We start from the raw sequence: 12,678 nt of genomic DNA on the forward strand, positions 1-12,678 counted from the left end.
TTCGACCTCGCGAATTATGTCTTGTCGATGCCGTCGGCATTTCGGGTCAGGTCGGGTTCGATTCCGGTCGGGGCGATAGTGGCGTCTGGAACGGCATAGGCGTGTCCGCTGCGGGAAGCCTGTTTTATTTTTGTCGGCGAATACCGCGCGTCATCTTGCTGGTATTTGTGCTGGTATCGGCAGCAACCAACGATAAAAGTGACTTCAATTTCAGATGGTTATAGTGCTAAGCAATTGCCGGCCAGGGGCACCAAGCATCGCTGCTGTGGCGATTTTATCTCTCTTTGAGATCAATCCAACTTCAGGTCGTGATCACCGACGAAGACTTCGGCTCTCGTTCGCCCCCATCAAGATTTAAAGTCTCGAAAATAGCCAGCGCGCTCCACAAGATCAATCATGTGGGCCGCCGCATGAATGGTCAGTGGGTGCTGGGTAAAGCCGGGTCGTGGGGAGATATAGCCTGCCATTTCGCGAGCCAATCGAAGCTGGTCTTCCGATGCTGTCGCAAGCAGAGAAATCATCAGATTCTCCAAAGCGATGACACGGATGCGCAACGTCACGAGTTCGGCATTGGTCAATTCCGGTACTGGAGTGCGCGCGTTGTCGGATGAAACCGTGGCGGGACCCTCGGGCCCGGCGCCTCCTTCGTTTTCCCATCTAGCCAAGGCGCGTTGACGCTGGCTTGAATCGCTGGAGGTATCGGAGTTTTCTCGCGACATGCGTAGGTCCCTTATGTGGTCACAAGCAGGTTCGTCGGCTCAAGGCGGTCAGATCGGCATACGATAACCATAGAACTCATGGTCCTCATTATAGCCGCCCGCGCCCGCGCCGAGATCAGCGAAATCGTGCACGAATTCGATCCCCGCGGTCCATTTGACCATCTTGAAACCCGGCTCATTTTCGCATCGCAGCCGCAGCTCCGTCATCGGGTACGCCTGGCATGGGGACGTCCGTCGCCAAGCCTGGTGAGCGCGGAACCTTTGTGGAAGGCGATATGATCCGTCTTGCTGCTCTTGATTTCGTATTGTGGGTCGTCCGGGCTCGCATGGTGCGTATAGCCTTTGACCTTGAACTCGCGAGTATGCACGCGGGTGATCGTGCCGCTGACGCGTCCCGCCTCGGAATTCCAGCTCACCCGATCATGAATCTTGAAGTTCTTCGGCACGGTTGCTCGCCCCGATGCCGCCGGAAAAGTGTAAAGCAGGCAGTCCTCGCAGTGAATATTTTCGCGGCATGAGCATCCCAACCGCCGCGCCCCCTGTCAGTTCCTCGAAAGCGCAAGATTCTGCCGACAACCAGCGCTTTTGATTTTGGAATCTCGCGCCTAGAGTCCACGGCGATGCCGGCTCATCATGCGGATTCGTCCGTTGGAGCGATGACACGAACGTCTTTTTCACCATAGGTCACTCGACCAGGACGATCGTCGAATTTGTCGATCTCTTGCGGGAATCCGGAATCGACCTCGTTATCGACGTGAGGTCGATACCGCGGTCGCGCATCAATCCGCAGTTCAATCAGGAAACACTGCCGGGAACGCTAGAGCCCTGGCAGATCGGCTACGAGCATATCGCCGAACTCGGGGGCCGCCGGGGAAGTCGCGCGCCGCCGAGCTTTCGCCCAACACCTATTGGCAGGTGCGCAGCTTTCGGAACTATGCGGACTACGCCCTGACGGCCCCCTTCGCCGCCGGCTTGGCGCGGCTGCGGGAACGTGGCGCGGATCAGCGGTGCGTTGTCATGTGCGCAGAAGCGGTCTGGTGGCGCTGCCACCGCCGGATCATCGCCGACTACCTTCTCGCCGCAGGCGAGCAAGTGATGCACATTCTCGGGAAATCGCATGTCGATGAGGCGAGCCTGACACCCGGCGCGGTCGTTCGCAACGATGGAATGGTGGTCTATCCCGCCGAGGGCCTGCAGTCGGGATAGAGTGATGTTCGTTGCCGTTTATCACGCTGAGCCGCCCCCGTCAGATTGCTCGCTCCACATGCGCGCTACTCAGCCGCCAAAAGCGATCCGCACGGCGGCGACTATTGCAACCACGGCGACTCCGTAACAGCTCAGCCCGACCGCGATCACTGCAAAAAAACTTGACGTCAGAATGAACGTAATCCTCAACCACCACCTTCACACCAAACGCCGAATGATGAAATGGCGCTATCAGCGGCAGTATCGTGCAGATCGTTGCAAACGGTGCCTCGCGCGACCCGCGTGTAGGCGGTGATCATCGTGTAATCCTTGTGTGGGCCCGAGACCACATGGCGGACGACAAAGCCGCCATCGGGGTGGAAGGTGTAGGTCGACTGATAATGATCGGGGCTGCACAGATGGCTGGCGCTTCCGTTCAAGGCTCCATCATCCGATGCAGAGAGTGAGATGGAGTGGAATAGCCGCGGTGGCTTCTCCTTGAAGAAGACCTCGAATCCCCGGTCGTGCTTGCGGAAGATGTACTCTCGCTCCGCTTCAAGTTCGATCCCGTTTTGGAGCGTCAAGCGTCCCTGCTCGCGATAGGCGAGGCGCTCCGCATCCAATGGCGCGAAGGTCGCGAGTCCCTGCATGCTCCCTGACCGTCGATGACCCGGTCGAACGACCAGGCGCCGACCAGCCGCGTCATCACCTGCGACGCATCACCCCAAGCCTCGACCACAGTTTCATCCATGTGCTCTGGATCCAAGCGTCCCGCCGGTTCGTGGCTTTGCAGTAGCGCGGGCCGCGCGTTCGACTTTGCCGTAGCGCTACCTATATCCTGGCGACAACGCGTGTCGAGGCAGTGAGCAAGTGATGGCCAGGAGACCCACGACGGACACCGACGCGGGCGAGCTGCCCCGCTATTTCGTCTGGGTCCGCGGCCTCGACCGGCCCGAGCCGCAGAAATGGGTCGACATGGAGTTTGGCGTCGGCGACTGGAAGCGACCGCTGGTGCTGGCCTGGCTGGAGCTGCCGGTGGACGAACGGCGCCTGTCGCTGTCGATGCTGGCGCGGCGATATCCGCCGCCGAATGTGGAGATTTTGTAGGGGGGTTACGCGCTCCGCCTTCGCTCTTCGAGCTTCGGCAGGTGCTAACCCATCCTCCAGCAGCTGCGAACGCAGCCCTCCTTGCCCCGCGCCGGCATTTCTTTTGCCGATTGTGGCGGAGATCATAGACGGCCGGAGCAAGACGGCGCAATCCTGCTTGCTGCCTCAGCGCGATTGTGGGCGAAATACATCCATTACTTCACGATCAAACCACTGATTGAATTTGAAGGATGCCACCCAAGCGGGGCTCAAGGCATCCCCAACTGAATTTTCGGAGGAGTCCATGACGCACCAGGACGCGGCGCTGCATGGCGGTCCTGCCAGACCGGACCATACGCACGATCATCCGGATGCCGCAGAGAATGCAACCGACGCACATCCGCCGCGCAAGCTGGTGCTGTTCGCCGACGGCACCGGCAACGCCTTCACCACCCAGGAATCCAGCGTCTGGCGTCTCTACGAGGCGCTCGACCACACCAGGCCCGACCAGATCGCCTACTACATCAAGGGCGTCGGCACCGCCGGCTGGGCGCCGCTCGCCGCGCTCGACGGCGCCACCGGCATCGGCGTGCCCGCCAACGTCCGCAAGCTCTATCGCTTCCTGTGCTGGAACTGGCGCGAGGGCGACGAGATCTACATCTTCGGCTTCAGCCGCGGCGCCTTCACCGCGCGGACGCTGGCAGCCCTGATCGCGAGCCAGGGCCTCGTGCCCGCGGTGATCGACAAGGTCGCCGTGTCGCATGCGGAGATGCAGCGTAATACGATGGCCGCATGGCGGGAGTATCGCAAGCACTCGGTCGGCTATCGCAGCCTGCCGACGATCTGGGTCGTTCGGTGGATCCGCGACGTGCTGATCTATCTCTACGATCTCGTTTTCCGGCATCGTTCTTATGCCAGCGTCCGCGAGGCCATGGACGGCCGCAAGGAGGTCAAGATCGAATTCCTCGGACTGTTCGACACGGTCGAGGCGTTCGGCGTGCCGATCGAGGAGCTCCGTGTCGCGATCGACTGGGCGATCTGGCCGATCTCGTTCCGAAACTACCAGCTCTCCGACAAGGTGAAACACGCCTGCCATGCGCTCGCGCTCGACGACGAACGCACCACCTTCCATCCCCTGCGCATCGACCAGGCCGACCTTGCCAAGGATCAGATCGTCAAGGAGGTCTGGTTCGCCGGCTCCCATTCCGACATCGGCGGCGGCTATCCAGGAATCCTCGCTGTCCTTCGTGCCGTTGGTGTGGATGGCCGAGCAGCTCGGCAACCAGCTCCGCTTCCAGGACGGAACGATCGCGCGCTTCCGCGAGTACCAGTCGGCGATCGGGCCGATGCACGATTCGCGTAGCGGCGCCGGCGTGCTGTACCGCTACGGCCCGCGGCCGATCCACGACCGCGTTGAAGATGGCGGACCGCCGGTGGTGCACTTCGGCGTGGTCGAGCGCATGCTGCACGGATGCGACAATTACGCGCCGCTGATGCTTCCCGCAAATGCGAGGGTGCTGCTGCCGGATGGACAGGTGCTGCCGCTGACGCGGGACGAAACGCGCAAGGCCATGAGGTCCGCCTACGCGAAGCGAGAAGGCGACGATCACAGGGCGGCCGAAGCCGACGCCTTCATGGCGATGAGCCCGCCGAATCCCGAGATGACGCGGCAGGTTCTCGACACGGTGTGGTGGCGCCGCTTCGCCTATTTCTCGCTGCTGATCGCACTCATCATGTTCGCCGCATGGCCCTGGATTGCCCGCTCCCTCGTGGGCTCGTCCAAGGCGCACTGGCTTGAGGGCACTACCCTGCTCAAATGGATCACGGCGATCGACAACGGCACCGGTACCGTCGTCAAGCCGTTCGCCGATCTGCTCGCGAGCGTCCTGCCGTCCTACGCGGCACCATGGTTTGCGATCGCGCTCTATTATCCCACCGTCACCACGGTTCTCGTCATCATCATCCTGATCGCGTGGAACAGGAATGCGGCGCTGCGTGACAGCATTCAGGAGCGCGCACGGCTCGCCTGGTACCGGCCCGACCGGATGGCATCGCGAAGCCGGGTCAGCAAATCCGGCTGGTTGCTCGCAATCGGCCGCTGGATGCGGCTGCATGCCTGGCCGGTGCGCATGGCCTTCACCAACGTGTTGATGCCGGCGGTTTTCCTCGCCGCCATTTTCGGCTCCGCTCTGCTGTTGCTGTCGCGCGGCTATCTCGACTGGCGCGCGGGCGTCGGCGATTTCTGCAAGAGCAGCGCATCGACGCGTGCCGTCGGCGACATGCCGGTGGCGGCGCGCGACGGCGAATTGTTCGACGTCAGCGATTTCTGCTGGCCAAGCGGCCTCGCCGTCGAGAAGGGTCGCAAATACCGCGTCTGGATCGAGATGGCCGATCCGTGGTTCGACCGCACCATCATGACCGGCCTAAACGGCTTCAAGACTCCGCCGGATCCGACCCACCGCCTCGCCGTCCCGATCCTGCGGCTGCAGGGCGCCGATTGGTTCCAGCCGGTCGTGCGGATCGGCGCGCGCGGATCCTACGATCTGCCGTTGCAGGCCATCAACGGACTGCCCGCGAACGAGTTGCCGCGGCGGCTCCATGCGACCGTGCCGGTCTATGAGGACGAGAGCAAGAACAACTACCCGATTCACGTCGAGGACTCCGCCGAGTTCAAGACACAAGGCAGCGAATTGAGTCGCGCCTGGAAGCCGTTCGGAGCTTTCGAGCCGATCCCGGCCGCTGCACTTCCGGCGGCGCGCGCGCTCTGGCGCAAACAGGGATTGTCCGAGCTGTTTGTCGCGGAATTCGAGGCGCCCGAGGCCGGCGAGCTGTTTTTCTACGTCAACGACGCGGTCCAGCTTTTTCCGCGGTTTATCTCCACACGCTTCGCGCCGCGCTGGCTCTTGCCGGTCCAGGGCCGCCGCGTCCAGTTCTACAAAAACAACAGCGGAACGGCGACGATCCGCCTCCAGCGGTTGCCAGCGCCCCCGCCCCCATGATTATGGGTGTCGCGCCCGCAGCGCCGCGGCTAAGCTTGCCGCGCGCGCCGCGGAGGACACGCGGCCGGGACCACGATCATGACGGACCAGGGCGAGACCGGTGAAGCCATCACCATCCTCCTCGTCGAAGACGACGCACCGACCTGCTGGCGTCTTCAGGACGCGCTGGTGAAGGCTGGTTACGAAGTGCGCACGGCCGCCTCGCTCGGTGAGGCCCGCAGTGCGCTTGCCGTCAGCGCGCCGCGCGTGCTGCTGACCGATTTGCGGCTGCCCGACGGCCATGGCATCGAGCTGATCCGCGAGACAAGACAGCGCTTTCCGGACACCGAGATCATGGTGATCTCCGCGCTCGGCGACGAGGAAAGCGTGATCTCCGCCATCACCGTCGGCGCCACCGGCTATCTGCTCAAGGACGCCTTCCCGACCGACATCGCCACCACCGTGCGCGATCTGGTCGCCGGGCATTCGCCGATCTCGGCCTCGATCGCGCGCTTCATCGTACGGCGAACGCAGAACTCGGCGGAACCGCCGCCCGGGCCCGCGCTCAACACCGCAAAACTCACGCCACGCGAGATCGACATTCTCTGGGGCATCGCCAAGGGCTTCAGCTACGCCGAGATCGCGAGCCATCTCGGCCTGTCCAGGCAGACCGTGCCCGGCCACATCAAGAACATCTATCGCAAGCTCGAGGTGCACACGCGGAGCGAAGCCGTGTTCGAGGCGGTGCAGCAGGGCCTGATCAAGCTGTGAGCGAGATTACCGCGAAGGCACCCACGCGCACCGGGCGCCGGCTGCTCATGTCGCGCCTCGTGCCTTATCTGTTGCTTCAGGCGCTGATCGTGATGGCGACCATCCTCGGACTACGGTTGCTCCAGCCTAGCGACCCCGAAGATTTCGCGCTGAACGGATTTTCACTGAACGAGAACGGCATAACACGCCCCGTGACGCTGCCGCATTTCACGTCGTCACGTTATTCGCTTGCCGACCCTCCGCTCTACACCGGTACCTTCACCTTCAAAAGCGGCGATGCCGGATGGTCCGTCTTCCTGCCGCGCTTCAGCAACGCCGTGGAGGTCGCCGTCAACGGCGTTGTCGTGCTCGACTCCCGCCGCGACGCCAACTCCAACCGGCCGGACCGCAACACACCGCAGATCGCCGCCATCCCTTCCTCGCTGCTGCATGACGGCAGCAACGCGATCACGGTGCGGTTGTTCGTGTGGGGGCCGCTGAAGGGCTTTCTCGACACGGTCTATGTCGGGCCGGACGCCGCCCTGCGTCCAGCCTTCGAGACCCGCACGCTGCTGTTCGTCACATTGCCGGTGGCGTTCTCAGCCTGGCAATCGATCCTCGCCGTCATCCTTGCGATCATGTGGCTGATGCGGCGGCGCGAGCCGGTCTATGGCGTGTTGGCGGCCGCGATGGTGCTGGGCGTGATCCAGGCATTCATGCCGCCTCCGGTCCCGCCGGCCACCGTGTCCCGGCTCGCCGGGGTGCTGCTCGCGTCGGCGCCGATCGAAAGCGCGCTGATCGTCGTCTTTGGCGTGTTGTTCTTTGGCTGGCGTTGGCCTCGCTACGGCATGCTGCTGTTCGTGCCGGGGGTGGCCGTGTTCGTGGTTGGCCTGATTGCTGGTCCGCCGCTGCCGCGCATCCTGTTCCTGTTGCTGGGTATCCCCACTGTCGGGATCAGCCTGTTCCTGATGGCCTGTATCACCGCGGCGGCCCTGGTGCGGCGGCAGGATGCCGCGAGCTTCACGATCGGCTGCGCCGTGACAATCGTGCTCACCTGCTGGGTCCACGACATGCTGTCGGTATTCGAGATCGTGCCCAATGAACGCACCTTCGTCTCCCGCCTGTCCTATTCGGCGATGCTGGTCGCGATCGGCGCCGGGCTCACCTGGCGTTTCGCCCGCGCGCTGAATCAGGTCGACAGCTTTGCCGGCCAGCTCGTCGCCCGCGTGCGCGAGGCCGAGGAGCGGCTGAAGGCGAGCTTTGCCCGCGAGGAGGCGCGCGCCCGGGCCGCCGCCCTCGCCAACGAGCGTACGCGGCTGATGCGCGACCTGCATGACGGCCTCGGCGGCCAGCTGATCAGCATCGTCGCGCTTTCCGAGCGCGGGCAGGAGGGCGCGACCATCACCGATGCGGCGCGCGCCGCGCTGAAGGATCTGCGCCTCGTGATCGATTCCATGGACGACATCGGCGGCGACCTCATGCTCGCGCTCGGCTCCTGGCGCGAGCGCGCCGCGATGCAGTTGCGGCCGCATGACATCGCGCTCGGCTGGCGCGTGGCGACACCGCAGGGCCTGCCGCTGCACCCCGAGCTCAGGCCATGGCATGTCATCCAGATCGTGCGCATCCTGGACGAGGCGGTGACCAATGCGGTCAAGCACGCCGCCGCGCGCCACATCACGGTTGCCATCGAGACGCGCGACGACGGCCAGGGGCCGTACGGCGTGATCAGTGTCGCCGACGACGGTCGCGGCTTTGCGCCAGGTGACGACTACGAGGCCGCAGGCACGAGCCAGACCGCGCGCGGCCTGCGCAACATGCGAAGCCGCGCCACGCGCTGCGGCGCCGTGCTCGATCTGCGCTCGGATACTTCCGGAACGCGGGTGCGGCTGCAATTGCCGCAGGTCTTTCCCGATAGCGACGCTGCCACCGGCTGAAAAGCCCCCTCCCCGGGCGCATGGGGCGCACGGAGAGAGGGATCGGGCGGGATGATGCGCCTGCGGAGGACGGGGGTTCGTTCGCAAGCTCCCTTGGCCCGAAAGAATGCAATCAACTCAATGGAAAGGGACCGTCAGCGCACGCCGACGCGATTGACCGGGCCGCCGCGATTCATCGGCGTACCGGCGCGAACGCCGACACCAGGCGCACCGACGCCGGGCGTTGCCACCGCCGCAGCCGCGACCGGCGCTCCGGGCGCCACCACCACCGCTGCGTCCGGCCGCACCACGCATCCCTTGGGCACGCCGACCGTCTTGCAATGGACCACCGCTTGCGCCGGGCCCGTGCCCAGCGACACCATCGCCGCACCCGCCAGCATCATCATCGTCAGCCCGGCGCTCAGCGCTCCCATTTTTCTCGACATCTTGCTCTCCTGCTTCCCGTTCGGCGCCCGATGCAATCACCGGGTCTCGCAGCCGACGTGCAACCTCAATGGCAAAAGACGTCGTACCAAGACATGCCATGAAGATGGGGGTGCGGCGTTCGAGCCGGCGAGCCGATGCCATGAACATGGCATGGACCGGCCATGGATCTCCGCGAGATGGTCCGGCGCGCCCGATCCCGAGCGGGACTCATCACTATTCCAAGAGGTGCTTTATGAAGATTTCAGTTCCTGCCGCGCTGCTGCTCACTGCCGCCGCCCTGCCTGCCACGGCGCAATCCGGCCCCACGCCGCAGGAGCAGATGGCCTGCCGCGGCGACGCCAGCAAATTCTGCGCCGAGCACGTCGGCAAGCCGCCGCAGATGAATGCCTGCCTGCGCGAGAACAAGACCAGGCTTTCGGACAGCTGCCGCAAGGTGGTGGAGTCGCACGGCGGCTGAGCGAGGCAGGCGCTGCCGTAGAACGAACCCGCCGCTCACGTTCGCGTGCGCGGCGGCGAACGTGTCAGCTGTTAGTCGTCATCGGCGTCGAAGAGCCTGATCTGCGGGAAACCACCGCGAGGACGGCTGGCATAGTCGCGCGCATCAGGATCCTGGCGGACGCTGCGCGCGATATCATCCCAATTCGTCTGATCGCGCACGGCAGGTGCATCGCGCTGCTCATAGCGATGGCGCTCGGCCCAGCGCTCGCGCCGCTCCGATCGCCGCCGCTCCGACGCGGCGCGCTTCACATCAGCATCCCTGGCTTTGGCATAGGCGTTGTCGGAAGACGACCCGGGCTCGGTCGACGGCTTTTGTTCGACTGACTTGGTCTCTGACTGGGACGACGAGGCGGATTTTGGCGGTTCGACTGCTGCGGTCCGCGGAGACGGCGGCGCTGTCGGTTGAGAATTGGCTTGGGCGCTCCCGGAGTCGGGCTTGGAATCCGGTTTGGCTTCGCCCTGCGCTTGCGCTGGCGCGGCAATCATCGCACCAAAGCTTTGCGAGCCGGTGAGATATTGCACGCGCTCCGACGGCGCACTGGTCGTCGTTACGACATCGGCGCGCCGCTCCGTCTTGCTGGTGTCCGGGCCCTGCTTGGGCGCGATCGGGTGCATGATATTGCCGGCGACGATGCCACCGCCGAGACCAATCGCAATGGCGGCGACGATCGATCCGGCGCCGACGAAATAGGCTGTCGAGGCGCGCATTGGTCAACTCCCTCTTTGGAGCGTGCAACGCCTCTCGATTGCTAGATGTTCCTGATTCAAACAGTTCCGGAGCGGGAACCTCGCGTCAGATCTGCTGCGCGACCTTCTCGAGCCCGATGATGCGGGCGAGCTTGCGCACTTCTTCCTTCTGGTCGTCACGGAGCTGGAACAGCAGCGGCATTGCGGCGGACTTCAGCTGCTGAACCTCATCGCAGTTCGGATCGATCTGCACGTTCGGCCCGTTGGGATTGGAGAGCCTGTTTGCCGAGATCTTGCGGGCGACGTTGCGCAGCGCAGACTCGACCGAGGGCCAGTAATATTCCTGCGACGACGACAGCTTCAGGCGATCCCTGATACCGGCGATCTGCCCGTCGGAGAGCAGTGAATAGGTCTTTTGCGGCTGCGGCTTCGCGACGGCCTTCGGCTTCGGTGCAGCCTCGATGGCGGCGGTGGTTTCCGCCGCAGCGGGCGCCTCGCTCGCGCTCTGCGATGAATTTGTCGATGAACTTGTCTTGGACATCGGGAAATCGGACGGAGTGGCCGCAGCAAAAGCCTGGCGCAGCGGCTCGATCAGCACGGGGGCCTGGGACAGCTTGTCGGCGGGAACCTGCACCGGATCGATCGCGGCCGAGGCCAATGCCAGTGTCGGAACCAGCCGGTCCGCTTTGGCGGCGCGGTTGGCGGCGACCGGCTTGACCGGGGCCTGCGTGATCATCTCGGCGCTGACGCTGGGCACGCTGTCGCGGCCGAGAATGGCAGTGGTGGCGGCACCGAGGACGAGGAAACAGGTCAGCACAATGATGGTGATCGCTCTGGACAATCGTCTCTCCGGAAGGACCCCTTCACGATGTTGTCAACGGTGCCCGGGAAAAGGGCACGAATTAAGGCTTGAGTGTGCCTTTGCAGCGACAATCGCCCTGCCTGCAACGACAAGCCCCAAAACCAAATGAAATCAGGCAACTGCGGCCAGATCGTAGGCGTCCTGGATGTCGGCGACAATCTCAGAAGCCTCCCAGACGGCGCGCGGCTCGACCGATTGCAGCGTCACCGTCCAATTGCCGCCCCGGCGGGTGCGGGGGACGCTGAGGATGTCGAAGCGGACATTGCGGCAGAGCGGGTGGCGGGCCAGCGCGTGTGCGACGCGGACGCGGATCTCGTCCACCGTTGCGGCTGTCTTGCTGTTGAGAAAATCGAAATCCATTGCCTGTCCCTCTCGTCCTGATTGGCGGCCGTGAGGGGATTCTTGGCGGGCGATGGTTAATCTGCCGTTAAGTGCCGGCTTGCGGAGCCATGCGGGATTAACCGTGCCGGGCGGCGCGGAACGCTATCGCCCGCCAGCGTCGCGGTATTCGGCGGCCGTTCGCGCCACGAGATCGTCGACTGCCATCACGTCGGTGACGCCCGACGTCGAATGCCCGCCGCTCCAGATGTCACGCCAACGTTTGGGGCGGCTCTCGCGTGCGGCGACGTCGATGTCCTTGCCGATGTCGATGGCGCCGCGTGCCGGCAGCTGATCAGGATCGAGCCCGGCCGCGACGATCGACGGCTTCAGCATGCTGGTCTGCAAGCCCGTGAACGCGGTGGTGAGCAGAATGTCGTCGGCGCTGCTCTCGACCAGCATCTGCTTGTGGCGTTCGTCCGCCATGCTCTCGCGCGTCGCGATGAACTTTGTGCCCATGTAGCCGAGATCGCAGCCGAGCACTTGGGCCGCATGCAGCGCGCGGCCATCGCTGATGCCGCCGGCGAGCACGATGATGCCGTCGTAGAATGCGCGCACCGCGCGGACGAAGGCGAACGGGTTGAGCCAGCCGGTCTGTCCGCCCGCCCCCGCGGTGAGCAGCACCAGTCCGTCCGCGCCTGCCGCCGCCGCGCGTTCGGCGTGACGGATGGAGGCGACATCCGCCAGCACCAATGCGCCGGCATCGTGTAGCGGCTTCAACACCGGCGCCGGCGAGCCGACCGAGGTGATGACAATCTCAGGCTTGTGCTTGAGCAACACGGCGAGATCCTGCTCCAGCCGCGCGTTGGAGCGGTGCACGATCAAATTCGGGCAAAGCGGCGCGGCCTTGCGGCCGGTTTGGTCCTCGTGCCGCCGCAACCGCGTTGCGATTTCGGTGAACCATTCGTCGAGCTGTTCCGTGCTGCGGCAATTCACGGTGGGAAAGCTGCCGATGACCCCATTGCGGCAGGCCGCGACCATGAGCTCGACACCCGATACCAGGAACATCGGCGCCGCGATCAAAGGCAGGCAGAGACGATCGCGAAAACGTTGCAGTCGATCGGATGTCAATCATGCCTCCTGATCACTCTTGGCTCCGCGCGCCGGGTTTGCAATTCCATGCCGCATTCTCTGTGCTAGCGTCATCGGCAACATTGGCACGTGAGAAGCCGATG

15 protein-coding genes and 1 pseudogene are annotated in these 12,678 nt (G+C 64.2%); 7 read left to right on the top strand and 9 right to left on the bottom strand.

What is annotated here, in order from left to right; genetic code table 11:
- Positions 1-347: 347 nt before the first annotated feature.
- The 3 genes from ACTGJ9_RS01610 to ACTGJ9_RS01620 are packed head-to-tail and all read right to left on the bottom strand — an operon-like array spanning position 348 to position 1,165.
- A complete protein-coding gene (locus tag ACTGJ9_RS01610; protein WP_456675643.1) occupies positions 348-719 on the bottom strand; it encodes a hypothetical protein in 372 nt (123 codons plus the stop codon).
- Positions 720-767: 48 nt separating this feature from the next.
- Positions 768-926 carry a hypothetical protein gene (locus ACTGJ9_RS01615; protein WP_456675644.1) on the bottom strand — a complete coding sequence of 53 codons (159 nt, stop codon included), beginning with the start codon at positions 924-926 and terminating at the stop codon, positions 768-770.
- Positions 923-1,165 carry a DUF2945 domain-containing protein gene (locus tag ACTGJ9_RS01620; RefSeq protein WP_456675645.1) on the bottom strand — a complete coding sequence of 81 codons (243 nt, stop codon included), beginning with the start codon at positions 1,163-1,165 and terminating at the stop codon, positions 923-925. Before ACTGJ9_RS01620 ends, ACTGJ9_RS01615 begins: the two co-directional genes overlap by 4 nt.
- Before the next feature lie 233 nt (positions 1,166-1,398).
- On the opposite strand from ACTGJ9_RS01620, the pseudogene ACTGJ9_RS01625 reads away from it, so the two are divergent.
- Positions 1,399-1,925, top strand: a pseudogene (locus ACTGJ9_RS01625) (DUF488 domain-containing protein).
- A 185-nt stretch (positions 1,926-2,110) separates the two neighbouring features.
- Here ACTGJ9_RS01625 and ACTGJ9_RS01630 read toward each other — a convergent pair.
- Complete coding sequence (locus ACTGJ9_RS01630; RefSeq protein ID WP_456675646.1) at positions 2,111-2,554, bottom strand: DUF6314 family protein; 444 nt, start codon at positions 2,552-2,554, stop codon at positions 2,111-2,113.
- A gap of 223 nt (positions 2,555-2,777) precedes the next feature.
- Between ACTGJ9_RS01630 and ACTGJ9_RS01635 the strand changes: the two genes are divergently transcribed.
- The 5 genes from ACTGJ9_RS01635 (at position 2,778) to ACTGJ9_RS01655 (ending at position 8,652) form a co-directional block, all read left to right on the top strand.
- A complete protein-coding gene (locus ACTGJ9_RS01635; protein WP_456675647.1) occupies positions 2,778-3,011 on the top strand; it encodes a hypothetical protein in 234 nt (77 codons plus the stop codon).
- Between the two features lie 283 nt (positions 3,012-3,294).
- On the top strand, positions 3,295-4,353 hold the full coding sequence (locus ACTGJ9_RS01640) for a DUF2235 domain-containing protein (RefSeq protein ID WP_456675648.1): 1,059 nt from the start codon (positions 3,295-3,297) through the stop codon (positions 4,351-4,353).
- Positions 4,238-5,989 (top strand): hypothetical protein, encoded by a 1,752-nt coding sequence (locus tag ACTGJ9_RS01645; protein WP_456675649.1) that lies wholly within the window; start codon positions 4,238-4,240, stop codon positions 5,987-5,989. The genes ACTGJ9_RS01640 and ACTGJ9_RS01645 overlap by 116 nt, the downstream gene beginning before the upstream one ends.
- A 78-nt stretch (positions 5,990-6,067) precedes the next feature.
- A complete protein-coding gene (locus ACTGJ9_RS01650; protein WP_456675650.1) occupies positions 6,068-6,739 on the top strand; it encodes a response regulator in 672 nt (223 codons plus the stop codon).
- Complete coding sequence (locus ACTGJ9_RS01655) at positions 6,736-8,652, top strand: ATP-binding protein (RefSeq protein WP_456675651.1); 1,917 nt, start codon at positions 6,736-6,738, stop codon at positions 8,650-8,652. Before ACTGJ9_RS01650 ends, ACTGJ9_RS01655 begins: the two co-directional genes overlap by 4 nt.
- Positions 8,653-8,786: 134 nt before the next feature.
- Here the strand turns inward: ACTGJ9_RS01655 and ACTGJ9_RS01660 are convergent, their stop codons facing one another.
- Positions 8,787-9,077, bottom strand: coding sequence for a hypothetical protein (locus tag ACTGJ9_RS01660; protein WP_456675652.1), 291 nt, complete (start codon positions 9,075-9,077; stop codon positions 8,787-8,789).
- Positions 9,078-9,310: 233 nt separating this feature from the next.
- Here ACTGJ9_RS01660 and ACTGJ9_RS01665 point away from each other — a divergent pair, with 233 nt between their 5' ends.
- A complete protein-coding gene (locus ACTGJ9_RS01665) occupies positions 9,311-9,535 on the top strand; it encodes a cysteine rich repeat-containing protein (RefSeq protein WP_456675653.1) in 225 nt (74 codons plus the stop codon).
- Between the two features lie 71 nt (positions 9,536-9,606).
- Here the strand turns inward: ACTGJ9_RS01665 and ACTGJ9_RS01670 are convergent, their stop codons facing one another.
- The 4 genes from ACTGJ9_RS01670 to ACTGJ9_RS01685 all read right to left on the bottom strand — a co-directional run bounded on the left by ACTGJ9_RS01670 (position 9,607) and on the right by ACTGJ9_RS01685 (position 12,574).
- Entirely contained in the window at positions 9,607-10,284 is a 678-nt protein-coding gene (locus ACTGJ9_RS01670) for a hypothetical protein (protein WP_456675654.1), read from the bottom strand.
- Between the two features lie 85 nt (positions 10,285-10,369).
- Positions 10,370-11,104: a hypothetical protein gene (locus tag ACTGJ9_RS01675; protein ID WP_456675655.1), complete on the bottom strand. Its 735-nt coding sequence runs from the start codon at positions 11,102-11,104 to the stop codon at positions 10,370-10,372.
- A gap of 132 nt (positions 11,105-11,236) precedes the next feature.
- The gene (locus ACTGJ9_RS01680) at positions 11,237-11,485 is read right to left on the bottom strand and encodes a hypothetical protein (RefSeq protein WP_456675656.1); all 249 of its coding nucleotides are present in this window, start codon (positions 11,483-11,485) and stop codon (positions 11,237-11,239) included.
- A 123-nt stretch (positions 11,486-11,608) separates the two neighbouring features.
- A complete protein-coding gene (locus ACTGJ9_RS01685) occupies positions 11,609-12,574 on the bottom strand; it encodes an NAD(P)H-dependent flavin oxidoreductase (protein ID WP_456675657.1) in 966 nt (321 codons plus the stop codon).
- Positions 12,575-12,678 lie beyond the last annotated feature (104 nt).

The sequence above is a fragment of the Bradyrhizobium sp. RDM12 genome (genome assembly GCF_051917485.1).
In the GTDB taxonomy this organism is placed as follows: Bacteria; Pseudomonadota; Alphaproteobacteria; order Rhizobiales; family Xanthobacteraceae; genus Bradyrhizobium.

Bases quoted from the DNA above. Each gene is read 5' to 3' on its own strand.
- ACTGJ9_RS01615 (WP_456675644.1), bottom strand. From the start codon at position 926: ATGACGGAGCTGCGGCTGCGATGCGAAAATGAGCCGGGTTTCAAGATG.
- ACTGJ9_RS01665 (WP_456675653.1), top strand. From the start codon at position 9,311: ATGAAGATTTCAGTTCCTGCCGCGCTGCTGCTCACTGCCGCCGCCCTG.
- ACTGJ9_RS01630 (WP_456675646.1), bottom strand. From the start codon at position 2,554: ATGCAGGGACTCGCGACCTTCGCGCCATTGGATGCGGAGCGCCTCGCC.
- ACTGJ9_RS01610 (WP_456675643.1), bottom strand. From the start codon at position 719: ATGTCGCGAGAAAACTCCGATACCTCCAGCGATTCAAGCCAGCGTCAA.
- ACTGJ9_RS01650 (WP_456675650.1), top strand. From the start codon at position 6,068: ATGACGGACCAGGGCGAGACCGGTGAAGCCATCACCATCCTCCTCGTC.
- ACTGJ9_RS01635 (WP_456675647.1), top strand. From the start codon at position 2,778: ATGGCCAGGAGACCCACGACGGACACCGACGCGGGCGAGCTGCCCCGC.
- ACTGJ9_RS01640 (WP_456675648.1), top strand. From the start codon at position 3,295: ATGACGCACCAGGACGCGGCGCTGCATGGCGGTCCTGCCAGACCGGAC.
- ACTGJ9_RS01670 (WP_456675654.1), bottom strand. From the start codon at position 10,284: ATGCGCGCCTCGACAGCCTATTTCGTCGGCGCCGGATCGATCGTCGCC.
- ACTGJ9_RS01660 (WP_456675652.1), bottom strand. From the start codon at position 9,077: ATGTCGAGAAAAATGGGAGCGCTGAGCGCCGGGCTGACGATGATGATG.
- ACTGJ9_RS01680 (WP_456675656.1), bottom strand. From the start codon at position 11,485: ATGGATTTCGATTTTCTCAACAGCAAGACAGCCGCAACGGTGGACGAG.